The following is a 25,028-nucleotide window of genomic DNA, read 5'->3' as shown; positions in this document are numbered from 1 at the left end:
TCTTCACCTCAAAGACCCTGAACTTTACGACCAGCTGGGCTCGCTCATGGCTGAAATGATGAAAGGAATCGTAGTCCGCGGTCCTGACTCGGCAGGGGTCGCGATTTATGGTGACCGCGAACGCTGTCCCCAGGGGCACTCAATCATCTCGCTGCTCAATGCGCCGGATGATGTGGCAGAAGCTGTCGCCAAGCAGCTCCCCAACGTTGACCAAGTCGCTGTAGAACAAGTCGGGGAGACCACCGTCCTCACCGCGGAGGTCACAACCCAAGAGTTGTCCGCGGCGGTCGCCGCTGCCGCACCACAGTCCGTTGCAGTCGGGCTTGGAGAAGACATGGTGGTATACAAAGGCGTTGGTCACCCGACCGATTTGGCGGAAACCTATAGGTTGCGTTCCGCAAGTGGGTGGCAAGGGATCGCTCATACGCGATTGGCCACTGAATCAGCAGTTGACGCTGAAGGCTGCCACCCCTTTTCGGTTGGAACCGGTGTGGGGCTGGTGCACAACGGCTCCTTTTCGAACCACGCCTCAATCCGGCGCGAGCTGCAAAGTTCGGGTGTGTCCTTTGATTCAATGAATGACACGGAGGTGGGTGCCCGGTTCGTGGCTTCTTGTCTGGCCGAGGGCGACGATTTGGAAGCCGCGCTCATAGCCTTGGGTGAACGTTTCGACGGGTTCTACACCCTGCTCGTCACTACTGAAAATGGCTTCGCTGTAGTGCGAGATGAGTTCGCATGCAAACCGGCAATCGTGGCTGAGCATCCCCAGTGGGTGGCTATGGCATCAGAGTTCCAAGCCCTGGCACCGCTGCCAGGGATCGATCAAGCACATGTTTTCGAGCCGGAACCGGGACGGGTGTACGCATGGAAACGTTGAAGGAAACCGCTTACGAGATTGACCTGAGCACCTCAAACGTGCGCGAACTGAATGCAGAGTTGCATGCTCCGACAGCCCGGCGCTACCTGGTGAAGAACCCCATGGGTGCTCACGCAGTCGCGGCCGGCGTCGATGGAGAGCTTGATGTCACGATTCAAGGGGATGTCGGGTATTTTTGCGCTGGGATGAACCAGGATGGGCGCATCACGGTGGAAGGATCGGCTGGCCCGGGTGTTGCCGAGAATATGATGTCCGGCGTCGTGCGGATTCAGGGTGACGCCTCCCAATCTGCCGGGGCGACGGCGCATGGAGGATTGTTAGTGATCGAAGGAAACGCCTCCACCCGGTGCGGGATCTCCCTTAAAGGCGCCGACATCGTTGTCCGCGGTGATATCGGCGCAATGAGTGCTTTTATGGCGCAGGCCGGTCGCATCGTGGTATGCGGAGATGCCGGCAGTGACATGGGAGATTCGATCTACGAGGCACGAATTTACGTGCGCGGCAAGGTCGGCTCACTCGGGGCTGACTGCGTGGAGAAACCGATGCGTGAAGAACACACTGTCGAACTCGTTGACCTGCTCACGCAAGCCGGGATGACTGATGAAGCCAACAATCCAGAATTTATTGCGGAGTTCCGCCGTTTCGGTTCCGCACGAACTTTGTACCACTTTAACAGCGAGCAATCGGGGAGCTATTGATGCGCAGTCCAGAAGACCGTGGCCTCCGTGAATCTGCCACGTATGACCGTGCAGCCATCGCTGCCATCCAGCATGCTGCAAAGACCGGCGTCTACGACATCCGGGGTTGGGGTGCTAAGCGACCCGTACCCCATTTCGACGACTTGCTGTTCCTCGGCTCATCCATGTCGCGCTATCCCCTGGAAGGCTACCGCGAACGATGCGACACCGACGTCGTACTCGGTGACCGTAACGGAGCAAAGCCCATCCATGTTCAAACTCCGGTGACGATTGCCGGTATGAGCTTCGGGGCTTTGTCAGCGAACGCCAAAGAGGCACTGGGGCGCGGGGCATCCGAAGTCGGAACATCCACGACTACCGGCGACGGCGGCATGACCGAAGAGGAACGCGGTCACTCGGACAAGCTGATCTACCAACTGCTGCCCAGCCGATACGGGATGAACCCCGACCACCTGCGGGCGGCAGACGCGTTGGAAATCGTCCTCGGCCAGGGTGCCAAACCCGGCGGCAGCGGCATGTTGCTCGGGCAGAAAATTTCGGAGCGGGTGGCGAAAATGCGCACCCTCCCGCCTGGTATCGATCAGCGAAGCGCCTGCCGTCATCCGGATTGGACCGGGCCTGATGACCTCACCATCAAAATCCAGGAGCTGCGCGAGATCACTGACTGGGAGAAGCCAATTTTCGTCAAGATCGGTGCGTCCAGGCCTTACTACGACGTCAAACTGGCCGTGGCAGCCGGTGCTGACGTGGTCGTGCTTGATGGCATGCAGGGCGGTACGGCGGCAACACAGGACGTGTTTATTGAACACGTTGGCATCCCGATTCTGGCGGCACTCCCGCTAGCCGTTCAAGCACTGCAGGAAGTTGGAATGCATCGGAAAGTGCAACTGATTGTCTCCGGCGGAATCCGTAACGGTGCTGACGTTGCCAAAGCCCTTGCCCTGGGCGCGGATGCGGTGTCCATTGGCACAGCTGCACTCATTGCTCTAGGAGATAACGACCCGAAGTATGCGGAAGAGTACGAGAAGCTCGGCTCTGCAGCCGGGTACTACGACGATTTTCAAGAAGGCCGGGATCCAGCAGGAATTACGACGCAAGACCCAAAACTGGCAGCACGCCTCGACCCTGTGGAAGCAGGACAACGCCTCGCAAATTACCTTCGTGTGCTCACATTGGAGGCGCAGACTATTGCCCGCGCGTGTGGAAAATCCCGCCTGCGTCACCTGGAACCTGAGGATCTTGTCGCCCTCACCATCGAGTCCTCGGCGATGGCACGCGTACCGTTGGCTGGAACCTCGTGGATTCCGGGGGTGAGTGCAAGCAACTTCAATTGATCTTGCGCCGTTGAAGGTTTCATCAAGCACCCAGTAGCGCCAGTGATTGGAGCGAAAGCGGGCGGTGGAAGTGCTGCGGCTCATCGCGGACCGGACTTCGTGAGAGCGGGGCCGGAAGGCGATTTCGTCTCCATGCCGCGGTCCTGCTAGAGTTTTATTCGCTTCATTCCCCCGTAGCTCAATTGGCAGAGCATTCGACTGTTAATCGAAGGGTTACTGGTTCGAGTCCAGTCGGGGGAGCTCGAGAGAAAAGATCCCGCACCGTTGACCGGTTGCGGGATCTTTTTTATGGGGCGGTGTCTACCTGGTTGCTGGCTGCGACCTGCGCATACCAGCGCCCGCTGTCCTTGAGCGTGCGCTCCAAGGTGTTGTAGTCCACCCGCGTTATTCCGAAGCGTTTGTCGTAGCCCCAGGCCCACTCGAAGTTATCCATCAGGGACCAGCCGAAGTAGCCCCGAAGGTCCACGCCGGCCTGGATCGCGCGATGGCATTGAATGATGTGGGCGCGCAGGAACTCGAGTCGCTGCGGGTCGTGGACTGCGCCGTCGTCCGAGACCTCGTCATCGAAGGCCGCCCCGTTCTCCGTAATGTAGAGCGCCGTCCCTGCCGGCCCGCTGTATTCGTGCTGCAGTCGCAGGAGCAGTCGGTACAGCCCCTCGGGTTGGACCTCCCAGCCCATCGACGTCGTTGGCAGGCCGCGGGAAACAGAACTGACATGGTCGGCTGCGGGGTAGGCCGGCGCTGCCGGGCGCCCCACCGGGGCTGCATGGGTGTTTTCGGCATCCTCGCGGGGATGGCCGGTCACCGCTTCACCGTGGAAGTAGTTGACCCCCAGTGTGTGGATCCGGGTCCGGATAAGGTCAAGGTCTCCGTCCCGAATCCAGGTCTCCAGTCCGTACTTCTCCACGTCCGCCAGAAAATCGGGCGGATATGACCCGTGGAAGACCGGGTCGAGGAAAGCGCGGTTGAACTGGCCGTCGATGCGGCGGGCGGCATCGACGTCGACCTCGTCGCCCGGGTCCAGTGGATCCGCCACCGTGAAGTTCAGGGTGAGGCCGAGGTTGGCGCCCGGATCGCGGCGGCGCAGTTCGTCGACGACCAGGCCGTGACCGAGGAGCAGGTGGTGCATGGCGGCCAGAGCCTGGGGCCGCGACCGTATTCCAGGCGCATGGACACCTGAACCGTAGCCGAGGAAAGCCGAGCACCACGGCTCATTGAGGGTGGTCCAGGCTTGCACCCGGTCCCCGAGTGCCTCGTGAACGCCCAGCGCATACTCTGCGAAGCGGAAGGCCGTGTCCCGGTTGGCCCACCCGCCCAGTTCCTGCAGCGCCTGAGGCAGGTCCCAGTGGTAGAGCGTGAGCCAGGGCTTGATGCCCGCGGCGCACAGTTCATCCACGAGCCGTGAATAGAAATCCAGACCGGCCGGGTTTAACGAGGCGTCGTCCGGCTTGATCCGCGGCCACGACGTGGAGAACCGGTAGGCGCCCAGATTCAGCGAGGACATCAGTGCAACGTCCTCGCTGTACCGGTGGTAGTGGTCGCATGCTGTCCCGCCGGTCTGGCCGTCGACTATGGCTCCGGGCAGCCTGCAGAAGGCATCCCAGATTGAATCGGTTCGGCCGTCCTGGTCCGACGCGCCTTCAATCTGATAAGCGGCCGTTGCCGCGCCCCAAAGGAATCTCTTCGGAAAGTGCAGCACCTTGCTCATGTGTTGATCTCCAGCGCCGGCGGACAAGGACTGCCTGCCAGCCTAGATGGCGCGGAAAACGAACGTAAGCGTTTACTCATATTTTTTGTCCCACGGCACTTCTATAAATGTCCTCCCTACGACTGAGGAGCCGAGCTGGGGCAGAATGATAATTTGATGGTGTGGACACTCGCGCACTACCGACAATGATGGAGGCAGAGCCATGACCGGTCCGGAAGGCCCTAGGAGCACCGCAACCGGTGCGAAGATGTCGACAGTGGAACTGGCACGGGTTGCAGGCCAGCTGACACCCCGCCAACTCCAGGACGAATTCTCGCTGGCCCTGCTCGAGCTCAAAGGCAAGGGCGTCAAGGTCGGCGTTGCCGCTGGGATCGTGCTGGCGGCCGTGGTGTTCCTTGCCTCGATGGCCATTTCCCTCTTGGTGGCGGCGATCATGGGGCTGGCGCTCGTCATGCCTGCCTGGCTGGCGGCGCTGATCGTGGCGGCGGTCTTCCTGGTCGTGGGAAGCATTCTGGCACTGATCGGATATTCAGCGGTGAAGAGGAGCATGCCCCTCGTGCCGGCGGAAGCCATCCGTGGCGTCAGATACGACGTCGGTGTGCTGCGTGAGGGCAGCAGCTTCGATCCGGCGACGCTGGAGGAGAAGCCGGAGAAGGAGGCCAAGCTGGAGAAGGCGGAGCGGGAGGAACCCAAGCCGCCGGCTCCGACGCTGGAAGAACTGCGTGCCCGCACGTCCGAACGCCGCGATCATCTGGCGACCCTCAGAGACGATCTCGGCCGCCGGGTCGACCCCCGTCCCCGGGCAGAGCAGGCCAAGGCCCGGGCGAAGCATGCAGCAGATGCGGCCACCGAGCGGCTGGTTGCCGGGGCGGATTCCGTCGGCGAGGCCGCCCCGGAGTTGAAGGAGCGCTGGAAGCCACTGGCTACGCTGGCAGTCTCGCTGACGGCGATGGGCGTCATGCTCCGGCGGTTGCTGAACAAGTAACGCATGCAGTGCCGCACAGCGGCATGTGAGCCGGCTGCGGGGCAGTCGGCTGCCAAGCGTGGAACGACGGCTGAGGGGAGGGACAGCGTTGAGGATTATCGGTGCCGGGACGCGGCGCGATTTCGAGTACCGTGAATTGCACACATTCTGGACCATCCCGAACCTCATCACCGTGCTGCGCTTCCTTGCGGTGCCGCTGTTCGTCTGGTTCATCGCCGGGGAGGCGTACGGTGCTGCCACCATCACACTGGTGGTGCTGGGGTCCACGGACTGGGTTGACGGCTATATCGCGCGGCGCTTCAACCAGATGTCTTCCGTCGGCAAGTGGCTGGACCCCGTCGCCGACCGGCTGGCGCTCATCATCGTGGCTATCACCTTCGTTGCTGCGGGCATTGCACCGTGGTGGCTGCTGCTGTCCATCATCATTCCGGATGCCATCCTGCTGGTGTTCTCCCTGATCCTTTTCCATGGCAGCCCGGATCTTCCCGTCACGAATATCGGCAAGGTCCGCACCGCGTTGCTGCTGGTGGGAACTCCGCTGCTGCTGCTCCACAGGGTTGAAGGCTTCGGCCACGACTGGCTTCTGGCAGTGTCCTACATCATCCTGGCGGCGGGGTGCACCGGCCATGTCCTCGCCTGGTTGGGTTATATGCGGGCGGCATGGCGGAAATACAAGGCCCAGCGGGCGGCTGCCGGGGATGGGCCAAGCCGTGGTTGAGCCGGGATTGGTCCGACACCGGGCCCCTGCCGACGGGGCCTCATGGTCTGGTTAGCGATCTTCTCCGCCCTGCTCGGCGCCTTCTTCCTCGCGCTTGGAACGCAGCGCCAAGCCAGTGCGGTGCAAGCCAACACGGGCGGCCTGGCCATGAGTGTGTCCGGCTTGGTGCGGATGCTCCGGAACCCGCGCTGGGTTCTGGGGCTGTTGATGTTGGCCGTCGGCATGGGCCTGAATGTCTTCGCCTTGGTCAGCGCACCGCTGACCGTGGTGCAGCCGATCGGCGCCATCGCCTTGGTGATCACCACCATTATCAATTCGAAGGACCAGGGGATCCGGCTCAACCGCATCACCGTAGTGGCCATCTCGGCCTGCGTGGCAGGCAGCGCCGTCTTTGTCCTGCTGGCCGTCAACGTCACCGGCGCAAGCCATCAGGTGCGGGCAGATGAGGAACTCTCGGCAGTCCTGCTGCTGGCCGTTGTCATTGCCGTCTTCCTCTCATTGGAACTGATGTTCCGTCGCCGGCTTAATGCCTTCGCTTACATTCTGGGCGCCGGCATGCTGTTCGGTTTCGTCGCCGTACTGGTGCGGATCATCGGCCTGCGGTTGCTCGAACCGGGCGGTGGTTTCATTGCCAACGTGCCCATCTATACCCTTATTGCCGTCGCCGCCGCAGCCGGCTTGGGGTCTTGGTTTGTGCAGAGTGCTTACGCCAGCGGGCCGCCCGATTTGGTGATCGCCGGACTGACCGTGATCGACCCGTTGGTGGGCATCTCGATCGGCATTTTTATCCTCGGCGAACTCAGGCCCGACGTCGAGCCGGTCTTCGCGATAGGCATGGTGGGAGCGGGATTGGTTGCTATTGTTGGGGTCATCGCCCTCTCAAGGCACCATCCCGACGTCCTGCAGAAAAAAGAAGAAGCCCGGCGCCGGGCCCATGCCCCGGGCAAGAAGCCGTAGGCCCCAAGCGCCGATGGAGAAAACTGTCACAACGAACCAAGGAGTCCTGCCGCAGGTGAGCGACGACATCGGACCTAAACCCCTGAAGATCCTGATTGCTGCCGATACCTACCCGCCGGACGTCAACGGAGCGGCGGTTTTCGGATTCCGTTTGGCCACAGCGATGACCAAGCGCGGACACAGCGTGGACATCATCGCCGGGAGAAGCGACAAGGGCCCGACCTTCGTGGAACAGCGCCCGGAGGCCCAAGTGCACCGGCTGCGCTCGCACTCCGTGCCGACGCATGAGACGTGGCGCATCTGCCTGCCTTGGGAAATCAAGCGCGACATCAAACAGATCTTCGATGAGGTGCAGCCGGATGTCGTGCACATCCAATGCCATTACATGATCGGACAGGCCACCATTGCCGAAGCGGTGCGGCGCGGCATCCGCACCATTGCCACCAATCACTTCATGCCGGAGAACCTGGAGCCGTTCCTGCCATTCCCGCAGTGGTTCCTGAACATAGTGGCCAAGAATTCGTGGCGCGACATGGGCAGGATTATGGGCAAGGCAGCCGTTGTCACGACGCCGACCCCGCTGGCCGCCAAGGCGATGCGGGACCATGCCTTCCTGCACAAAGTGCTGCCCCTGTCCAACGGTATTGATGCTGCCGCCTATGAATTGGCGCCGGGGGAGACCATCGACAAACCGGAGCATCCCACGGTGTTGTTTGCAGGTCGGCTCGCGGTGGAGAAGAACGTGGACACGTTGATCGAGGCGCTGGCCATGACCGACCCCGCCCTGAATGTCCATCTCGAAATAGTCGGCGACGGCGACGAGCGGAAAAACCTCGAAGGCAGGGTTGCCGCCATGGGGCTAGGCCGGCGGGTGACTTTCCTCGGCCATGTCGACGACGACGAGCTGCGCCGGGCTTACCTGCGCGCTACTGTTTTTTGCCAACCGGGAACCGCCGAACTGCAGTCCCTGGTGTCGCTGGAGGCCATGTCCGCCAGCAAGCCGGTGGTGCTGGCCAATGCGATGGCCTTGCCGCACCTCGTGGAGGACGGAGTCAACGGGTACTTGTTTGCTCCCCGCGACCCTGCTGACCTGGCGGCCAAGCTCAATGCGGTCCTCGCGCAGAGCCCGGAGCAGATCGAGGCGATGGGTGAAGCAAGCCATGCGAAGGCGGTGCGGCACGGCATCGACGAGACTATGGACACCTTTGAGCGGCTCTACCGCGGCGGTTCCGCGGACGATTATCTTAACTAGGCCGCCGTTACGGGCAGCGCCGGTTTCAACATCGTGGCCTGCATTCAGTAACATCGTAGGGCACGGGGCGGTAGCTCAGTCGGTTAGAGCAAACGACTCATAATCGTTCGGTCGTGGGTTCAAGCCCCACCCGCCCTACAGCGTGGAACACGGACCGGATTTGGGAACCAGCTCCTGAATCCGGTCCGCTTTCGTGTAGGGCGGAATACAGAGGGGAGCAGCCTGAGACAACAAGCTGCCCAGTCACAAAAATGTGCGGAGCAACGGGTGACTGCTCCCGCCGTTCCGCACATCTGGGCCGGAGCCTCACTCCGGGTGGATCGTGCCTGGTCTAGTCATAGTCATGGTGATGGTGCCCGTTATCGCAGTCCCTGTACCAGCCGTAATCCCAGTCACCGTGGTGGCGGTGCCAGCCGTATTCCCAGTCGCACCGGTCGTGATGCCGACGGTGTCCCCGGTCGTGGTCACGATGGTCACGATGGTCGCGATGGTCGCCCCGGTCGCCCCGGTGGTCTCGGTCGTGGTCCCTGCCCCGGTCGTGGTCTCTGCCCCGGTCGTGGTCTCTGCCCCGGTCGTGGTCATGACCGTAGTTGCTGGTGGACACGCTTTGAACCGTGCTCGCCGACGCAGGAGCGGCGGTCATTGCCAAGCCCGTGAAGCCGAATGCAGCAACAAGCAGCGAGGACCCGACAATGCGCAGCTTTGTGTAGTACATGGTGTATCTCTTTTCCCGTTTTACCTCTACAGCGGATGGATTCTGCGCTGTAGTTCCGGACAAGAAAAACGCTACTCAGCCCTGTGATGGGCATCACCAGTTAAAGCATTTGTTACGAGGTGAACCGTCGCGACACGCCAGCGGATGAAACGCGCGGTTAAATGTGCAACTGCGAGTTGCGTGGGGCTCTAATAAGCGGGTTGGCATGGTTGCTAAAGCGCACCAAACACGTCCGAATATTAACGTTCTATCAGGCAACATCTGGTGCTCGTCCGCCCGAAACTTCAGCGCCGTTGTTGCGCCCCGTTGGCACCAAAATCGGCAGAGCCCGCTGATGGAACCGAATGAGGAGAACGGATACCGCAACCGCCTCAGGGCGGAAGAGGGTGAAACCGTTGCCTGGGGCCTCGTTCTTACGCTATGTTACTGCTCAGTAACTTCGCGGCGCCCCGCTCGTATCTGCCCCGGCGCCTGCCAGACTGAAAAGGAAGCCAGCATGGGCCAGCGCGTCATCGATCCGAACGATCTTCCCTACGCCGACGGAGACTTCTATGCCTTCGAGTCGCTGCTCTCTGAGGCGGAACGTGCCCGGCTGCGCGATGTGCGTGACTGGCTGGCCAAGGAAGTCCGCCCGATCGCGGTCGACTGTTGGAACCGGGCTGAGTTCCCGATGGAAATCATCCCGAAACTGGCGGAGCTGGACATAGTCAGCCCGGTCCGTCGGCAGGGATGCTCGAATCTGTTCGCCGGCCTCATGCACGCAGAATTCACCCGCGCGGACGCCTCCATTGCCACGTTCATGGGCGTCCATGACGGGCTGTTCACCGGATCAATTGAAGCGCTGGCGTCGAAAGAGCAGCAGGACGCCTGGCTGCCGGACATCTATGCCATGAAGAAGATCGGCGCCTTCGGCCTCACGGAACCGCTGGGCGGCTCCGACGTCGCAGGCGGCACCCGCACCACCGCCCAGCGCGACGGAGGCAACTGGATCCTGAACGGCGCCAAGCGCTGGATCGGCAACGCGACCTTCTCGGATTGGGTGGTCATCTACGCTCGCGACGTGGCCGACAATCAGGTGAAGGGCTTCCTGGTGGATACATCCACGCCCGGATACAGCGCGACAAAAATCGAGAACAAGATCAGCCTGCGGACGGTGCAGAACGCGGACATCACGCTGGAGAACCTCGTGGTGTCCGATGACTTCCATCTCAAGGGCGCCAACAGTTTCCGGGACACCAACAAGGTCCTGAAGGTAACCCGGCTCGGGGTGGCCTGGCAGGCGGTAGGGCAGCAGTTGGCTGCCTTCGATGTGGCGCGGCGCTATGCAGTGGAGAGGCACCAGTTCGGAAAGCCGCTGGCGTCCTTCCAGCTGGTGCAGGATCAACTGGTTCAGATCCTCGGCAATGCTGTGGCGTCGATGGGCATGATGGTCCGGTTGGCGCAGATGGAGGACGCCGGCCAAGCCAAGGACGAGCACTCGGCGCTGGCCAAGGCGTTCACCACGGCGCGGATGCGCGAAAGCGTTGCTCTGGGCCGTGGCATCCTGGGCGGAAACGGCATCGTTGCCGACTATGAGATGGCCAAGATCTTTGCCGACGCCGAAGCCATCTACTCCTATGAAGGGACCCACGAAATCAATTCTCTGGTCACCGGACGGGCCATTACCGGACTGGCAGCGTTCGTCTAACCGTCCGGCACCGGCAGCAACACCGACGGCCGCAGGTCCAGGACGAACTGCAGGGGATTGATATAGGTCTCGCCGCGGCGCACTCCCCAGTGCAAGCAGGCGGACGGACAATGTCCGCTTTCGGTCACCTGTCCCACCGGTTCGCCGGCGGAGACAGCGTCGCCGGCCCGCAGCTCGGATTCCACCGCCAGTAAGCTGCTGCGCAGCCCGTTGCCATGATCAACCGTGATCACCGGGCGGTCCACGACCCAGCCGGAGAAGCTGATTCGGCCGTCGGCGGGAGAGAGGACCGTGGTCCCTGCCGGAACGGCTAAGTCGACCCCGCGATGGCCGCTCGACCATGGTTCGGGCGGCGGGTCAAAGCTGCGCAGCACGGCGGGTGCCGGGGTGACGGGCCAGTTCCACGGCGGATCGGCTGTGTTGACGGCCGGGATGACCGGACCGGCCGCCAGCAACAGCATGGCTAAGGCCGCGGCGGCTGCGCAGCGAGTGAAGGATTGCTTCATGCCACCCATCGTCACCGCAGGCGCAGGCTCGGTGTCGATGCTTGCCCACCGTGTGCGCAAATCCGCCGGGGCTGGCGGCTGTGGAGGACCGGTACGGGCGGGAACGGTCCGCCTCCTGTAGTACACTGGGCGAAGCAGTTTTCCGTCCATGACGCATGTCCGGACAGAGGCTGACTACGCGTGTCTGAAATCCACCGTCGCAATTTCGCTGCGATGGAATGTGCCCAGGCGGTCCGGAAACCCGGTCCGGGCGCATGCACCGCCGTCCAGGCGGAGCCGACAGACGCCAGGAGCTTCGCCCGCCGGGCGAGAAGCTAATAACCGTCTATGAGGCAGCAGACCAGGCACCGCCGGATGCTGCCGGAAGGAGTGACGACATGCCAGTCGTTACCATGCGCCAGCTGCTCGACAGCGGCGTGCATTTCGGTCACCAGACCCGCCGTTGGAACCCGAAGATGAAGCGCTTCATCTTCACCGAGCGCAACGGCATCTACATCATCGACCTGCAGCAGTCGCTGTCCTACATCGACCGCGCCTACGAGTTCGTCAAGGCCACCGTTGCCCACGGCGGCACCGTGCTCTTTGTCGGCACCAAGAAGCAGGCCCAGGAAGCCATCGCCGAGCAGGCCACCCGCGTTGGCCAGCCGTACGTCAACCAGCGTTGGCTCGGCGGCATGATGACCAACTTCCAGACCGTCTCCAAGCGCATCTCGCGCCTGAAGGAACTCGAAGAGATCAACTTCGACGACGTTGCTGCCTCCGGCCGCACCAAGAAGGAACTGCTCCTGCTGCAGCGCGAGAAGAACAAGCTCGAAACCACGCTGGGCGGCATCCGCAACCTCACCAAGACCCCCTCGGTCATCTGGATTGTGGACACCAAGAAGGAACACCTGGCCGTCGACGAGGCCCAGAAGCTCGGCATCCCCGTTGTTGCCATCCTGGACACCAACTGCGATCCGGACGAGGTCGACTTCCCGATCCCGGGCAACGACGACGCCATCCGCTCCGTCAACCTGCTGACCCGCGTGGTCGCCGACGCCGTTGCCGAGGGCCTCATCGCCCGTAACAACCGCGCCGCCGGCAACGCCGAAGCTCCGGCCGAGCCGATGGCCGAGTGGGAGCGCGAACTGCTCGAGGGCGCAGCCGAAGCACCGGCCGCCGCTGCCGGTGCTCCGGCAGCCGAAGCACCGGCTGCTGACGCTGCCGCCGCCGAAGCACCGGCTGCTGAGGCCCCGGCTGCCGACGCTGCCGCCGCCGAAGCACCGGCTGCTGAGACCCCGGCTGTCGAAGCACCCGCCGCGGACACCGAGAAGTAAATCCGACTCAACCGGCGGCGCCTTGTGCGCCGCCGGACTTCCGCTGGCGGCCGGGCCCATTGACGGCCCGCCGCCAGCGGCACCGCACACTACGTATTACGGGAGGACTGGAGTCCAAATGGCGAACTACACCGCTGCTGATATCAAGGCACTGCGCGAGCGCACTGGCGCCGGCATGATGGATGTCAAGAAGGCCCTGGACGAGGCCAATGGAGATGCCGAGAAGGCCATTGAGCTGATCCGCATCAAGGGTCTGAAGGGCGCCACCAAGCGCGAAGGCCGCTCCACCGCCGAAGGCCTGGTTGCTGCCAAGGTCATCGACGGAACCGTCGGTGTCATGATCGAGGTCAACTGCGAGACCGACTTCGTCGCCAAGTCCGCCAAGTTCATTGAACTCGCTGACAAGGTACTGGCCGTGGCCGTTGAATCAGGTGCCGCGGACCTCGAGTCGCTGCTGGCGGCAAACGCCGACGGCAAGCCGCTGGGCGACGTCGTCGTCGAAGAAGGCGCTGTGCTGGGCGAAAAGGTCATCGTCCGTCGCGTGGCCCGCATCGAAGGCAAGACCGTCGATGCTTACCTGCACAAGACGTCCAAGGATCTGCCGGCTCAGGTTGGCGTCCTCTTCGCTGTCGACGGCGAAGGTGACTCGGCCTTCGAGGCCGCCCACGACGTCGCAGTGCACAGCGCTGCCTTCGCACCGACCTACCTGACCCGCGAAGAGGTCCCGGCCGAGACGGTGGAGAACGAACGCCGCATCGCCGACGAGACCGCACGCGCCGAGGGCAAGCCCGAGGCCGCGCTCAGCAAGATCGTCGAAGGCCGGCTGAACGGTTTCTTCAAGGAGATCGTGCTGCTGGACCAGCCGTTTGCCAAGGACCCGAAGAAGTCCGTCGGCAAGGTGCTGGAAGAGGCCGGCGTCAACGCAACCGCCGTTGCCCGCTTCCGCGTCGGAGCGTAACCTCGGTCCAACCGCCAAAGGCGAACTGACTGATTTCACATGACGAGGGGGTGGTCACCAACCGGTGACCATCCCTTTTTCATGTCCGGATCAGCAGCTGGCCGCACCGCGCGGCAGCCGCTAAGCCTTCACGTAATCTTTTCCCCAGAACCACGCACGCCGGGAGGCACCATGGAATCCCAGACCACCCAGACCACCACCGATACCGTCAAGCGCCGCCGTGTGCTGCTGAAGCTGTCCGGCGAAGTATTCGGCGGAGGCAAGCTCGGCGTCGATCCGGACACCGTCCGCGGTATCGCCAAGCAAATCGCCGCCACCGTGGAGCAGGTGGAAGTAGCGATCGTCGTTGGCGGCGGCAACTTCTTCCGCGGGGCCGAACTCTCGACGTCGGGCATGGACCGTTCCCGGGCCGACTACATGGGCATGCTCGGTACCGTGATGAACTGCCTGGCCCTGCAGGACTTCCTCGAGCAGGCCGGCGTGGACACCCGCGTGCAGAGCGCCATCACCATGGGTCAGGTGGCCGAGGCCTACATTCCGCGCCGGGCCATCCGGCACATGGAAAAGGGCCGCGTGGTCATCTTCGGCGCCGGCGCCGGCTTGCCCTATTTCTCCACGGACACGGTGGCCGCCCAGCGCGCACTCGAGGTGCACGCCGACGTCGTCCTGATGGCCAAGAACGGCGTGGACGGCGTCTACACGGCGGATCCCAAGAAGGACCCGGCTGCCGAAAAGCTGGACACCTTGACCTACGACGAAGCGATGCGCCGGAACATCCGGGTCATGGACCAGACCGCCTTCAGCCTGTGCCGCGACAATAAGCTCTCCATGGTGGTCTTCGGGATGGAGGGCGAAGGCAACGTGACGCGCGCCATTTTGGGCGAGCAGATCGGCACCTACGTCACCGCCTGAGCGTCGCAGGCCCAGCGGCCGGATAGCCTAGGATGGAAAGCAGAGCCAGGACCGCGGACACCGCGGAGTGAACGAAGGACGTGAAGGAGAGACCGTGATAGACGAGACGCTGCGCGAAGCTGCCGAAAAGATGGACAAAGCAGTCGAAGTGGCCAAGGAAGATTTCGCCACCATTCGCACCGGCCGCGCCAATCCGTCGCTGTTTTCCAAGGTCACGGTGGACTACTACGGTTCGCCGACCCCGCTGCAGCAGCTGGCGTCTTTCCAGAACCCTGAACCCCGCACGCTGCTGATCACCCCGTACGACAAGGCGGCGCTGAACGATATCGAGAAGGCCCTGCGCGATTCCGATGTGGGTGCGAATCCGGCCAACGACGGCGTGGTGATCCGCGTGGTCCTGCCCGAGCTGACCATGGAACGCCGCAAGGAGTACGTCAAGGTAGTCCGGGGCAAGGCCGAAGACGCCAAGGTTTCCATCCGCAACATCCGCCGCAAGGCGATGGACACCATCGGCAAGATGGTCAAGGACGGCGACGTCGGCGAAGACGAGGGCAACCGGGCCGAAAAGGACCTGGACGCCAAGACCAAGTCGCACACGGACAACGTGGACGAGCTCCTCAAGCGCAAGGAAGCCGAGCTGCTCGAGGTCTGATGAGTACGGACCAGCCTCAACCCGTGGCTGGCGGTTCGCCCACTCCGGCGGCTGGTCCGGGATCCCAGCCGGGCAGGCCCGGCCGGCGTGCGCTGCGTGCCGCCGCCAAGCCTTCCCGCGCCGGACGCAATCTGCCGGCAGCCATCGCCGTCGGACTCGCCCTGATGGCTATTGTCCTGGTCGGGCTATTCCTCCTGCCCAGTACGCTCGTCGTGGTGGTGGCGGGGTTCTCCGCCGTCGGCGTCTGGGAGGTTTCCCGGGCCCTGACGGTGAAAAACATCAAGGTGCCGCTGCCGCCGCTGTTCGCCGGAGCCCTGGCCATGCCCGTGGCCGCCTACTACGGCGGACCGGAGGGGCTGGCCTTCGCACTGGTGGTGACGTGTGTGGCCCTGATGGTGTGGAAGTGCCTAGACAGTACCGACGGCGCGGTCCGCAGCGTGCTCAGTGGCACTTTCATCCTTTGCTGGGTGCCGTTCTTCATCAGCTTTGCGCTGCTGTTGCTGCTGGAGGAATCGGGTGCGTTGAAGGTTGCCACCATGCTGCTGCTGGTGGTCTCCAACGACACCTTCGGCTACATCGTGGGCGTACTGTTTGGCAAGCATCCGATGGCGCCCAAGATCAGCCCCAAGAAGTCTTGGGAAGGTTTTGCCGGTTCGGTCTGCGGCGCCATTCTCGTCGGCGTTCTGTGCTCCGTTCTCCTGCTGGACTTGCAGTGGTGGTTCGGGCTGGTGCTTGCGGTCGCCACCGTCGCCGCTTCCACCGTGGGCGACTTGGCCGAATCCATGGTCAAGCGCGAACTGGGCATCAAGGACATGAGCAACATCCTGCCGGGCCACGGCGGGGTGATGGACCGGCTGGATTCCATCGTGTTTGCGGCTCCGGTCGCCTACCTGCTGGCATCGCTGCTCGCCCCGGGAGCCGTGTAGGTGCGCCGGATGCCCCGGAATCGGCACCATCCCGGCATAGACTGGGCACCGTAGACAAGCGGAACCGTTTTGAAGGAACAGGAACTTACAGGACACCATGGCGCGACGAACCATTGAAGCCGGCAAGGGCAGTGCCCCGTTCGACCATGTGGACCGGCGGGACTTCGGCTACAACGCCCGCCAAGTGGACGACTTCCTCGGACGGGCCAGGGAGTATTACAACAACCCCGAGCCCGACGACGTCCCGATCACCAGCCGCGATGTGCGGGCCATGACGTTCGATCCGGCCAAGGGCGGTTACGACCCGCGCGCGGTGGATGCCGCACTCGACCGGCTGGAGGACGTTTTCGCCCAGCGGGAACGCGACGCGCTGATCAGGCGTGAGGGCGAGCAAGCCTGGCTGACGCAGATTGGCCGCACCTCCGCAATGCTGCGCGCCCGGTTGCACCGCGCCCCCGGAGAACGCTTCCGCCGCCCCACGAAGCGGAATGCGGTCAGCTATGACATCGAGGACGTGGACGCGCTCTGCGTGGAACTACTGGGCTATTTTGAGCACGACCAGCCGATGAGCGTGGACGTGGTCCGCCGCGCCGTGTTCCGCGAAGCCAAGGGCAAGGACGGCTACGAGGAAAACCAGGTGGATGCCTTCCTGGACGGCGTGGTCGAGCTGATGGCGTCCATCGACTAACTAACCAACCCGCGGCCCGGATCAATTCGCGGGACCGGGGTCAGAGCGCGGGGCCGGCCTTGCCGGGCCGGCCGACCGGATCCCGGTCTTCTGCACGTTCGGGGGTGTGCAGCCGCGCCATCACCCGGGCAACCGTCGCCGGCCTGCGCCTGGCGGTGGCCCGGGAAACGGCCACGGTGACCAGGAACGCCGCCGGGACGGTCCACGCTGCAGGCTGACCCAGCGGCTCCGCCCACCCGCCCAGGGCCGGCCCGGCCACGGTGGCCGCCAGCAGCGAACCGCCACAGAGCACGGCTCCGGACACCATGCCTGCCATCGCGCCGATGTCGGTGAGACCGCGCCACCAGATGCCCAGCAGCAGCAACGGGCAGATTGTGGACGCGGTGAAGGCGAACACCGCGCCGACGCTGCCGGCCAAGCCCAGCGATTCGGTGCCCATCGCGATGCCGAGCGGGACGATGGCCGACAACACCGCGGCCAGCCGGAAACCCTTGACATTGCCGCGGAACAGATCTTGGCTGACTACTCCGGCCAGCGACACCACCAGCCCGGATGTGGTGGAGAGAAACGCGGCGAAAGCGCCCGCCACCACGCACGCGCTCATGAGGTCGCCGGCCAGCCCGTCCACAATCCGCCCCGGTAACAGCAGCACGGTGGCATCGGACTGGCCCCCGTCCGCAAGCCGGGGCGTATGCAGGCGGCCGAGCACGCCATAGATGGTGGGGAAGAGGTAGAACAGCGCCAGCAGGCCCAGCACCAGCTGCGTGGTGCGGCGGGCCGCGGCGCCGTCGGGGTTGGTATAGAAGCGAACCAACACATGGGGCAGGCCCAGGGTGCCGAAGAGCAGCGCCACGATCAGCGAAATATTCCGGTAGAGTGATGCATCGCCGGAGACGTCCAGCGCCGGATCGAAGGCCGCGCCGCCGCCGGTGGGCGATTGGCCCGAACCGGTCAGGACCAGCAGGATGAAGACCACCGGGACGGCCAAGGCGGTGAGTTTGAGCCAGTACTGGAAGGCCTGGACAAAGGTGATGGAGCGCATGCCGCCCGTCACCACCGACAGCACCACCACGACGACGACGATGACGGCGCCGGCCCATCCCGGCAACCCGGTGGCGATGCGCATGGTGAGGGCGGCCCCGTGCAGCTGGGGCACAATATAGAGCCAGCCGACAGCAACCACGAGCAGACTGGTCACGCGCCGGGCCGCGGTGGAGTCGAGCCGGGCCGCGGCGAAGTCCGGAATCGTGTACGCGCCGGAGCGGCGAAGCGGTGCGGACACGAACAGCAGCAGCATCAGGTAGCCGGCGGTATAGCCGACCGGGAACCACAGTGCGTCGATGCCCGAGATCAGGATCAGCCCGGCCACGCCTAGGAAGCTGGCCGCGGAGATGTATTCACCACCGATTGCTGACGCGTTCCACCAGGGCTTGACCGTCCGCGAGGCGACATAAAAGTCGCCGGTAGTTCGGGAAATCCGCAGTCCGTAGATCCCAATCAGCACGGTGGCGGCACACACCGCTGCCACCGCTGCCAGACCGACGGCCGTGTTCACTGCTTGGTCCCCGGATCGGTCCAGTCTGCCGTCAATTCGCGGAATTTGCGCTCGTTGCGTGCGGCTGCACGGTTGTACAGCGCGGCGCAGGCCAGAATGACCGGGTAGATGCCGATGCCCAGCAGCAGCCAGGGGAGCGGGATGGTGGCAATCGTCAGGGTGGCAGTGACAGGCACCACGGCAATCAGTACTGCCACGCCCAGCAGGATCAGCCCGAAGCCGGCCGCCACGACGACGGCCAGGCGCAGTTGGGAACGGACCAAGGACCGGACGAAGAGCTCGCCGATCTCGGACTGCTCGGCCAGCTCATGCGAGAAGGTGTAGCCGCCGGGCGGCTGAGGTGCGGCCGACCGTGGCGCCACGACGCGGACACGCCGGCGGAAGCTGCCCGACGGGAGCTCGGCATCGCCGTCGGGCAGCGGGGCACCGCCGTCGGGAAGCCAGGCCTCTTTGCCACGGTCCGGGCCACAGCTCATCCGCGGGGCCTGACCCGGGTGGCTTCCAGCTTGTCCCGGACGGCGGGCAGGTGCCGGCGGCTAACCGGCAGCTCGGCGCCGCCGACCAGAATGCTGGCCCTGCCGGCGCTCATCCGCATCTGCTGGATCTGGTCCATGGCCACCAGATAGGAACGATGGATCCGGATATAGCCGGCGTCGGCCCACTGGCGCTCCAGGTCGTTCAACGGCACACGGATCAGGTAGCTTGCTTCGGCCGTGTGCAGCCGGGCGTAGTCGCCCTGGGCCTGCACGTATTTGATCTCGTCGCGCCGGATCATCTTGGTGACGCCGCCCTGGTCCACGGTGATGACTTCCGGCTTGGCCGCACTGCCGTCTTCCATCAGTTCGCAGATCCGGCGCACCGATTCCGCCAGCCGGTCTGCGCGCACGGGCTTGAGTAAATAGTCCACGGCCGCCAGTTCGAACGCCTGCAGCGCCTTGTCCTCGTCGGCGGTCACGAACACGACGGCGGGCGGTCGGCTGAAGCGCGAAATGACCTTGGCGATGTCCAGCCCGGTCAACGCCGGCATGTGGATGTCCAGGAAGAGCGCATCGACGTCGTGCCGCTCCAGTGCGCGGAGTGCTTCGGCCCCGCTGGTGGCTTTGTGGATTTCCCCGATCCGGGAATCCTGCCCCAGCAAGTACGCCAGGGCCTCGACGGCGGGGGCTTCGTCATCGGCGACAACCACATTGACCATGGGCCACAGTCTATTAGGCTGAAGCGGGCCACGCGGCTCCCGCCGCGGGCAGGCTTATTCCACCCGGTTGCCGGGCTGAAACTTCGGCACCCGCAGGGTGACCAGCGTACCGGCGCCGGGGGCGGTGTGGATGACCAGTCCGTGTTCTTCGCCGTAGACCTGGCGCAGCCTCACGTCCACATTGCGCAGGCCCACGTGGTCGCCTTCGGTGTGGCCGGCCAGCACGGCGCGCAGCCGCTCCGGATCCATGCCCACGCCGTCGTCTTCTATGGTCACCTCGGCATAGGCGCCCGCGTCCTGGGCAGTGATGGTGATCCGGCCGGGGCCTTCCTTGGCTTCCAGCCCGTGCCGCACTGCGTTTTCCACCAGCGGCTGCAGGGACAGGAACGGGATGACGGTGCTGAGCACCTCCGGACCGATCTGCAGGCTGACCTTGAGCCGGTCGCCGAACCTGGCACGTTCAAGCAGCAGGTAGCGGTCGATCGACTTCAGCTCCTCGGCCAGCGTGGTGAAGTCGCCGTGCCGGCGGAAGGAGTAGCGGGTGAAGTCGGCGAACTCGATCACCAGGTCCCGTGCGCGCGCAGGATCGGTGAGGATGTAGGACGCGATGGCGTTCAGCGCGTTGTAGATGAAATGCGGGCTGATCTGCGCCCGGAGCGCCCTGACCTCGGCCTCCATCAACAAGGTTCGCGAGGTGTCCAGCTCGGCGAGCTCGATCTGGGTGGCCACCCAGGCCGCGACTTCGGTGGTGGCCCGCACCAACGAAGCCGCCACGTGTCCGGTATAGGCGCCGACGGTGCCCACCACGCGGTCCTGGACCCGGATCGGGGCGAAGACCGCTTCCGGCAATTCGTGCCGGGCGCCGGTATCCGGCGGGACCCGGCCGTCCGGCAGCAGTTGATTGCCGCGGAATACCTGGGTGCGTCCGGATTTCATCGTCTTGCCGGCCAGCCGCAGGGCCGACTCCGGTGGCTGGCCGGCCCCGTCCCAGCCGAGCACATCGTCCGGGCCGGTCAGTACCAAGACGTCGGATCCCAACAACCCGCGCAGATGCCTGCTGGCCTTGGCCGCGCCGGTTGGCGTCAGCCCGGAGCGCAGGTACTGTCCGGCGAGTCCGGCGGTGTGGAGCGTGGCATAGGTGGCGCGATCCGCCTCGGAACCCAGGTCCCGGTGCGACCGGGTCAGCTTGAACCCCACCAGCGCAATCGTCACCACGGCCACGGCGGCAATGGCGGCGATGATCGCGATGTCCACGGCCGGGCTGAGCATGCTGACAAGCCTAGCGGCAGGCCCGTTCGGCGGCGTGCAGTTCGTCGCAGATGAGCGCCGTTCACCGCAGCCGGAGAACCGTTGAGCGATGCACTCCGCACGGCCGCTGGTCTCCGGAACCGCGAGCTAGCAGAGTGAGCGCAGTCACACTCTGCGTGTGCCCGATGAGGAGGAAAAAATGGGTAACGACCCCAACCCGGACGCCGGCACCGCCGCGGCCGTGGACTTCCAGGTGGTCCAGAGCAGTCCGGAGTTCACCGAACTCCGCAGGCGCCACCGTTCGTTTGTGTTCCCGATGGCAGTGGCCTTCCTGCTGTGGTATTTCGCCTATGTGCTGTTGGCCGACTACGCGCACGATTTCATGTCCACCAAGCTCTGGGGCAACATCAACGTCGGCTTGGTGCTGGGCCTGCTGCAGTTCGTGAGCACGTTCGCCATCACTACCTGGTACGTCCGCTACGCGAACAAAAAGCTGGACCCGATCGCCACTGACATCCGCCACAGCCTCGAAGACGAGGGCGTCGGCCTACCGGAGGACACCAAATGAGCCACGCCGTGCACATTCCGCTGGCCGTCACGGCGGATGACATCAAGGATTCCACCTGGATCAACATCCTGATCTTCGCCCTGTTTGTCGGCGTGACCCTGGTAGTGGTGCTGCGGGCCAGTCGGAACAACAAGACCGCGGCCGACTACTACGCGGCCGGCCGGTCCTTCAGCGGCGGCCAGAACGGTACCGCCATTGCCGGCGACTACCTCTCGGCGGCGTCTTTCCTGGGCATCTGCGGCGCGATCGCGATCAACGGGTACGACGGCTTCCTGTACTCGATCGGCTTCCTGGTGGCCTGGCTGGTGGCCCTGCTGCTGGTGGCCGAACTGCTGCGCAACACCGGCAAGTTCACCATGGCCGACGTGCTCTCCTTCCGGCTGCGGCAGCGCCCGGTGCGGATTGCCGCGGCCATCACCACGCTGGCCGTGTGCTTCTTCTACCTGCTGGCGCAGATGGCCGGAGCCGGCGCCCTGGTCTCGCTGCTGATCGGGATTGACTCCAGGTTGGGACAGTCGCTGGTGATCACCGTCGTCGGCGCACTGATGATCCTCTACGTACTGGTCGGCGGCATGAAGGGCACCACTTGGGTGCAGATCATCAAGGCCTGCCTGCTGATCGCCGGTGCGTTTATCATGACCGTGTGGGTGCTGGCGCTGCACGGCTTCAACCTGTCCGAGCTGCTGGGTGCCGCCGTGGAAACCGCCGGCAACCCCGAGCTGCTCAACCCAGGCCTGCAGTACGGCGTCTCGGAGGCGTCCAAGCTGGACTTCATCTCGCTGGCGCTGGCCCTGGTGCTGGGCACCGCGGCCCTGCCGCACGTGCTGATGCGCTTTTACACCGTGCCCACGGCCAAGGAGGCCCGCAGGTCCGTGGTTTGGGCCATCTGGCTGATCGGCGCGTTCTACCTCTTCACCCTGGTGCTGGGCTACGGCGCCGCTGCACTGATCGGTCCGGAAGCCATCAAGAGCGCCCCGGGCGGGGTCAACTCCGCCGCACCGCTGCTGGCCTTCGCACTGGGAGGTCCGGTGCTGCTGGGCCTGATCTCGGCCGTGGCCTTCGCCACCATCCTGGCTGTGGTGGCCGGGCTGACCATCACCGCGGCTGCCTCTTTCGCGCACGATATATATGCGAACGTGGTGCGCAAGGGCCAGGTCGACTCGGCCGGCGAGGTCAAGGTGGCCCGCCGCACCGTGGTGGTCATCGGCGTCGTCTCGATCCTCGGCGGTATCGGCGCGCAGGGCCAGAACGTGGCCTTCCTGGTGGCGCTGGCCTTCGCGGTGGCCGCCTCGGCCAACCTGCCCACCATCGTCTACTCGCTGTTCTGGAAGCGCTTCACCACCCAGGGTGCGGTGTGGAGCATGTACGGCGGCCTCGGCGCGGCCATCGTCCTGATCGTGTTCTCGCCGGTGGTCTCCGGAAAGGAGACGTCGATGATCCCCAGCGCGGACTTCGCCATCTTCGGGCTCAACAACCCGGGCATCGTCTCCATCCCGCTCGCGTTCTTCCTCGGCTGGCTGGGCACCGTGCTGGACAAGAACCGCGAGGACGCATCCAAGCAGGCCGAGATGGAGGTCCGTTCGCTCACCGGCGTCGGTGCCGAGAAGGCGGTGGACCACTAAAACAACGACGGCGGTGCGCACCGGCCCCGGTGCCCCGCCACCCCACCACGCGGGCCCGGCAGGTGACTGCCGGGCCCGCGTGGCTCTGCCTCGGGATCAGCCGGAGTGCGCCAGACGCACCGGTTCCGAGACAATTTTGCCCTCCCGGGTGCTGAGGCCCGGAAGCAGTTCCGGCCGTATCCGGGACGCGGAGTCGAAGCCCTCGTCAGCGATCAGTTTTGCGTAGGGGAGCGTGGCGTTGGTCAACGCATAGGTGGAGGTGCGCGGGACGGCCCCGGGCATATTGGCCACGCAGTAGAAGACCGCATCATGGACTTTGAACGTGGGATCAGCGTGCGTGGTGGGCCTCGAGTCCTCGAAGCAGCCGCCCTGGTCGATGGCAATGTCCACCAGCACCGCCCCCGGCCGCATCTGGCTGACCATCTCGTTGGTCACCAGCTTCGGTGCTTTGGCGCCGGGAATCAACACCGCTCCGATGACCAGGTCCGCGGCCAGGACGGCTTCCCGCAGCTCCAACGCGTTGCTGGCCAGCGTCACTACCCGGCCCTGATACTGGTCGTCGAGCTGCTGCAGCCGGCGGATGTTGGTGTCCAACACGGTGACATTGGCCCGCATGCCCACCGCCACGGACACCGCATTGGCTCCCGCCACGCCGGCGCCGATCACCACGACGTCGGCATGCTGGGTGCCGGGCACACCGCCCATCAGCACGCCGCGTCCACCCAGCGGCTGCATCAGCGAGTACGCACCCACCTGAGTGGCGAGCCTGCCGGCGACTTCGGACATCGGGGCCAGCAGCGGCAGCGACCGGTCGGGCAGTTGGACGGTTTCATAAGCAATTGCGGTGGTGCCGCGGGAGCACAGCTCTTCGGTAAGTGCGGGGTCGGCAGCAAGATGCAGATAGGTGAACAGCGTCAGGTCGCTGCGGAGCCGGTGGTATTCCTCCGCCACCGGCTCTTTAACCTTCAGCACCAGCTCTGCCTCCGCCCAGACGGCGTCTGCCGAGTCGACGATGCTGGCGCCAGCCGCTGCGTAGTCCTCGTCGGTAATGGAGGAGCCCAGGCCTGCCCCTGCCTCCACCAAGACGTGGTGGCCGGCGGTGTTCAGCTCATGGACCCCGGGCGGCGTGATGGCCACCCGGAATTCATTGTTCTTGACCTCGCGTGGCACTCCAATGCGCATGGACGCCGTCCCTTCTGGTCGGGCCGCCGGCGTGCAGTGGGTTCGAACATCACCGGGCCGGCGGTATAGGACTTGCTCGATGGACCGAGCTTACAGCCAGCCGCGCCTACAGCCGGCCGCGCTTGCGGCTAGTTGGCGGGACGGGCTCCACGGGAGAGCAGCGGCTCGATCCGGAACGGGATCAGCTCGTGCATGGCCAGCGACGTGTCGGTCCGTTCGACGCCGTCGATGGCCAGGATGGTTGCGTTGATCCGGAACAGGTCCTCGGCGCCCTCCGAGACCACGCGGGCCAGGATGTCCGCCTGCCCGGTGACGCCGAAGGCTTCCAGCACTTCCGGAATGCGGGCCAGCTGGTCGGTGATTTGCTGCAGTTTCGGCTGGTGCACGTGGATGTGGATGAAGGCCGCCAGCGGGTAGCCCAGCGCGGCCGGATTGATCCGCCGCTCGAAGGAGAGGAACACCTGTTCCTGTTCCAGGCGGGACATGCGTGCCTGCACCGTGTTGCGGGAGAGGCCGAGCTTTTGCGCCAGGGCCACAACGGTCAGCCGGGGATCCTGCGCCAGTGCTCCGAGCAGTCGCAGGTCGGTGCCATCCAGGTTCCGCATAATGCGCAGGCTAGCACGCCCATTCCCAGCTGGACAGGGCACACTGCTCAATCCTGCCGCTGATCATTGCGCTACTTGCGGGACGTGAGTAGTGTCACAAACACCCGCGGGCAAAGGTGCCGGCGGAGCTGTTCGGTGCCGGGGATCCACAAGATCCACCGGCC

General features: G+C 64.5%; 25 protein-coding genes and 2 tRNA genes. 18 read left to right on the top strand and 9 right to left on the bottom strand.

Going from position 1 to position 25,028, the window contains the following annotated elements:
• The first annotated feature begins 46 nt into the window (after positions 1–46).
• The 4 genes from AC5RWT_RS02695 to AC5RWT_RS02680 all read left to right on the top strand — a co-directional run bounded on the left by AC5RWT_RS02695 (position 47) and on the right by AC5RWT_RS02680 (position 3,149).
• Positions 47–877 carry a class II glutamine amidotransferase domain-containing protein gene (locus AC5RWT_RS02695; protein WP_494079027.1) on the top strand — a complete coding sequence of 277 codons (831 nt, stop codon included), beginning with the start codon at positions 47–49 and terminating at the stop codon, positions 875–877.
• Positions 865–1,575: a glutamate synthase gene (locus AC5RWT_RS02690; protein WP_494079026.1), complete on the top strand. Its 711-nt coding sequence runs from the start codon at positions 865–867 to the stop codon at positions 1,573–1,575. Before AC5RWT_RS02695 ends, AC5RWT_RS02690 begins: the two co-directional genes overlap by 13 nt.
• Positions 1,575–2,909: an FMN-binding glutamate synthase family protein gene (locus tag AC5RWT_RS02685; RefSeq protein WP_494079025.1), complete on the top strand. Its 1,335-nt coding sequence runs from the start codon at positions 1,575–1,577 to the stop codon at positions 2,907–2,909. Before AC5RWT_RS02690 ends, AC5RWT_RS02685 begins: the two co-directional genes overlap by 1 nt.
• A gap of 167 nt (positions 2,910–3,076) precedes the next feature.
• A tRNA-Asn gene (locus tag AC5RWT_RS02680) sits at positions 3,077–3,149 on the top strand.
• A gap of 46 nt (positions 3,150–3,195) precedes the next feature.
• Here the strand turns inward: AC5RWT_RS02680 and AC5RWT_RS02675 are convergent.
• Positions 3,196–4,617, bottom strand: a complete 1,422-nt coding sequence (locus AC5RWT_RS02675) for a GH1 family beta-glucosidase (protein ID WP_494079024.1) — start codon at positions 4,615–4,617, stop codon at positions 3,196–3,198.
• Between the two features lie 202 nt (positions 4,618–4,819).
• Between AC5RWT_RS02675 and AC5RWT_RS02670 the strand changes: the two genes are divergently transcribed.
• The 5 genes from AC5RWT_RS02670 to AC5RWT_RS02650 all read left to right on the top strand — a co-directional run bounded on the left by AC5RWT_RS02670 (position 4,820) and on the right by AC5RWT_RS02650 (position 8,667).
• Positions 4,820–5,602 carry a phage holin family protein gene (locus tag AC5RWT_RS02670; RefSeq protein WP_494079023.1) on the top strand — a complete coding sequence of 261 codons (783 nt, stop codon included), beginning with the start codon at positions 4,820–4,822 and terminating at the stop codon, positions 5,600–5,602.
• A gap of 88 nt (positions 5,603–5,690) precedes the next feature.
• Positions 5,691–6,320: a CDP-alcohol phosphatidyltransferase family protein gene (locus tag AC5RWT_RS02665; RefSeq protein ID WP_494044761.1), complete on the top strand. Its 630-nt coding sequence runs from the start codon at positions 5,691–5,693 to the stop codon at positions 6,318–6,320.
• 42 nt (positions 6,321–6,362) lie between these two features.
• Entirely contained in the window at positions 6,363–7,277 is a 915-nt protein-coding gene (locus tag AC5RWT_RS02660; RefSeq protein WP_494079022.1) for a DMT family transporter, read from the top strand.
• A 55-nt stretch (positions 7,278–7,332) separates the two neighbouring features.
• Positions 7,333–8,529, top strand: a complete 1,197-nt coding sequence (locus tag AC5RWT_RS02655) for a glycosyltransferase (protein WP_494044763.1) — start codon at positions 7,333–7,335, stop codon at positions 8,527–8,529.
• A gap of 64 nt (positions 8,530–8,593) precedes the next feature.
• Positions 8,594–8,667, top strand: a tRNA-Ile gene (locus AC5RWT_RS02650).
• Between the two features lie 168 nt (positions 8,668–8,835).
• Here the strand turns inward: AC5RWT_RS02650 and AC5RWT_RS02645 are convergent.
• Positions 8,836–9,111, bottom strand: a complete 276-nt coding sequence (locus AC5RWT_RS02645) for a hypothetical protein (RefSeq protein ID WP_494079021.1) — start codon at positions 9,109–9,111, stop codon at positions 8,836–8,838.
• A 629-nt stretch (positions 9,112–9,740) separates the two neighbouring features.
• Here AC5RWT_RS02645 and AC5RWT_RS02640 point away from each other — a divergent pair.
• Positions 9,741–10,931, top strand: a complete 1,191-nt coding sequence (locus tag AC5RWT_RS02640) for an acyl-CoA dehydrogenase family protein (protein ID WP_494044765.1) — start codon at positions 9,741–9,743, stop codon at positions 10,929–10,931.
• On the opposite strand, the gene AC5RWT_RS02635 is transcribed toward AC5RWT_RS02640, so the two are convergent.
• The gene (locus AC5RWT_RS02635) at positions 10,928–11,437 is read right to left on the bottom strand and encodes a M23 family metallopeptidase (protein ID WP_494044766.1); all 510 of its coding nucleotides are present in this window, start codon (positions 11,435–11,437) and stop codon (positions 10,928–10,930) included. The genes AC5RWT_RS02640 and AC5RWT_RS02635 overlap by 4 nt on opposite strands.
• Before the next feature lie 377 nt (positions 11,438–11,814).
• Here AC5RWT_RS02635 and rpsB point away from each other — a divergent pair, with 377 nt between their 5' ends.
• The 6 genes from rpsB to AC5RWT_RS02605 all read left to right on the top strand — a co-directional run bounded on the left by rpsB (position 11,815) and on the right by AC5RWT_RS02605 (position 16,889).
• Positions 11,815–12,753, top strand: a complete 939-nt coding sequence (gene rpsB / locus AC5RWT_RS02630) for a 30S ribosomal protein S2 (protein WP_494044767.1) — start codon at positions 11,815–11,817, stop codon at positions 12,751–12,753.
• 118 nt (positions 12,754–12,871) lie between these two features.
• Positions 12,872–13,711, top strand: coding sequence for a translation elongation factor Ts (gene tsf, locus AC5RWT_RS02625; protein ID WP_494044768.1), 840 nt, complete (start codon positions 12,872–12,874; stop codon positions 13,709–13,711).
• A 171-nt stretch (positions 13,712–13,882) separates the two neighbouring features.
• Complete coding sequence (gene pyrH / locus AC5RWT_RS02620) at positions 13,883–14,623, top strand: UMP kinase (RefSeq protein ID WP_127511776.1); 741 nt, start codon at positions 13,883–13,885, stop codon at positions 14,621–14,623.
• A gap of 94 nt (positions 14,624–14,717) precedes the next feature.
• The gene (gene frr, locus AC5RWT_RS02615; protein WP_494044769.1) at positions 14,718–15,275 is read left to right on the top strand and encodes a ribosome recycling factor; all 558 of its coding nucleotides are present in this window, start codon (positions 14,718–14,720) and stop codon (positions 15,273–15,275) included.
• Positions 15,275–16,201 carry a phosphatidate cytidylyltransferase gene (locus tag AC5RWT_RS02610; protein WP_494044770.1) on the top strand — a complete coding sequence of 309 codons (927 nt, stop codon included), beginning with the start codon at positions 15,275–15,277 and terminating at the stop codon, positions 16,199–16,201. The genes frr and AC5RWT_RS02610 overlap by 1 nt, the downstream gene beginning before the upstream one ends.
• A gap of 97 nt (positions 16,202–16,298) precedes the next feature.
• The gene (locus AC5RWT_RS02605) at positions 16,299–16,889 is read left to right on the top strand and encodes a DivIVA domain-containing protein (RefSeq protein WP_452037938.1); all 591 of its coding nucleotides are present in this window, start codon (positions 16,299–16,301) and stop codon (positions 16,887–16,889) included.
• A gap of 40 nt (positions 16,890–16,929) precedes the next feature.
• On the opposite strand, the gene AC5RWT_RS02600 is transcribed toward AC5RWT_RS02605, so the two are convergent.
• Genes AC5RWT_RS02600 through AC5RWT_RS02585 form a run of 4 tightly spaced genes read right to left on the bottom strand, consistent with a single transcriptional unit; the run spans position 16,930 to position 20,908 of the window.
• Positions 16,930–18,444 carry a sodium/solute symporter gene (locus tag AC5RWT_RS02600; RefSeq protein ID WP_494079020.1) on the bottom strand — a complete coding sequence of 505 codons (1,515 nt, stop codon included), beginning with the start codon at positions 18,442–18,444 and terminating at the stop codon, positions 16,930–16,932.
• On the bottom strand, positions 18,441–18,920 hold the full coding sequence (locus AC5RWT_RS02595; protein ID WP_494079019.1) for a hypothetical protein: 480 nt from the start codon (positions 18,918–18,920) through the stop codon (positions 18,441–18,443). Before AC5RWT_RS02595 ends, AC5RWT_RS02600 begins: the two co-directional genes overlap by 4 nt.
• Positions 18,917–19,639 carry a LytR/AlgR family response regulator transcription factor gene (locus AC5RWT_RS02590; RefSeq protein ID WP_494079018.1) on the bottom strand — a complete coding sequence of 241 codons (723 nt, stop codon included), beginning with the start codon at positions 19,637–19,639 and terminating at the stop codon, positions 18,917–18,919. Before AC5RWT_RS02590 ends, AC5RWT_RS02595 begins: the two co-directional genes overlap by 4 nt.
• Positions 19,640–19,693: 54 nt before the next feature.
• Positions 19,694–20,908, bottom strand: coding sequence for a histidine kinase (locus AC5RWT_RS02585; protein WP_494079017.1), 1,215 nt, complete (start codon positions 20,906–20,908; stop codon positions 19,694–19,696).
• Between the two features lie 178 nt (positions 20,909–21,086).
• Here AC5RWT_RS02585 and AC5RWT_RS02580 point away from each other — a divergent pair, with 178 nt between their 5' ends.
• A complete protein-coding gene (locus AC5RWT_RS02580) occupies positions 21,087–21,455 on the top strand; it encodes a DUF485 domain-containing protein (protein ID WP_494079016.1) in 369 nt (122 codons plus the stop codon).
• Positions 21,452–23,077: a monocarboxylic acid transporter gene (locus AC5RWT_RS02575; protein ID WP_494079015.1), complete on the top strand. Its 1,626-nt coding sequence runs from the start codon at positions 21,452–21,454 to the stop codon at positions 23,075–23,077. Before AC5RWT_RS02580 ends, AC5RWT_RS02575 begins: the two co-directional genes overlap by 4 nt.
• A gap of 96 nt (positions 23,078–23,173) precedes the next feature.
• On the opposite strand, the gene ald is transcribed toward AC5RWT_RS02575, so the two are convergent.
• Together ald and AC5RWT_RS02565 are read right to left on the bottom strand one after the other, a co-directional pair.
• Entirely contained in the window at positions 23,174–24,259 is a 1,086-nt protein-coding gene (ald, locus tag AC5RWT_RS02570; protein WP_494044777.1) for an alanine dehydrogenase, read from the bottom strand.
• 128 nt (positions 24,260–24,387) lie between these two features.
• Positions 24,388–24,864 (bottom strand): Lrp/AsnC family transcriptional regulator, encoded by a 477-nt coding sequence (locus AC5RWT_RS02565; RefSeq protein ID WP_494079014.1) that lies wholly within the window; start codon positions 24,862–24,864, stop codon positions 24,388–24,390.
• Positions 24,865–25,028: the final 164 nt, after the last annotated feature.

The sequence above is a fragment of the Arthrobacter sp. Dra40 genome, assembly GCF_059091905.1.
Note: the sequence above shows the minus strand (reverse complement) of the source record. Positions and strands in the feature narration are given on the sequence as shown.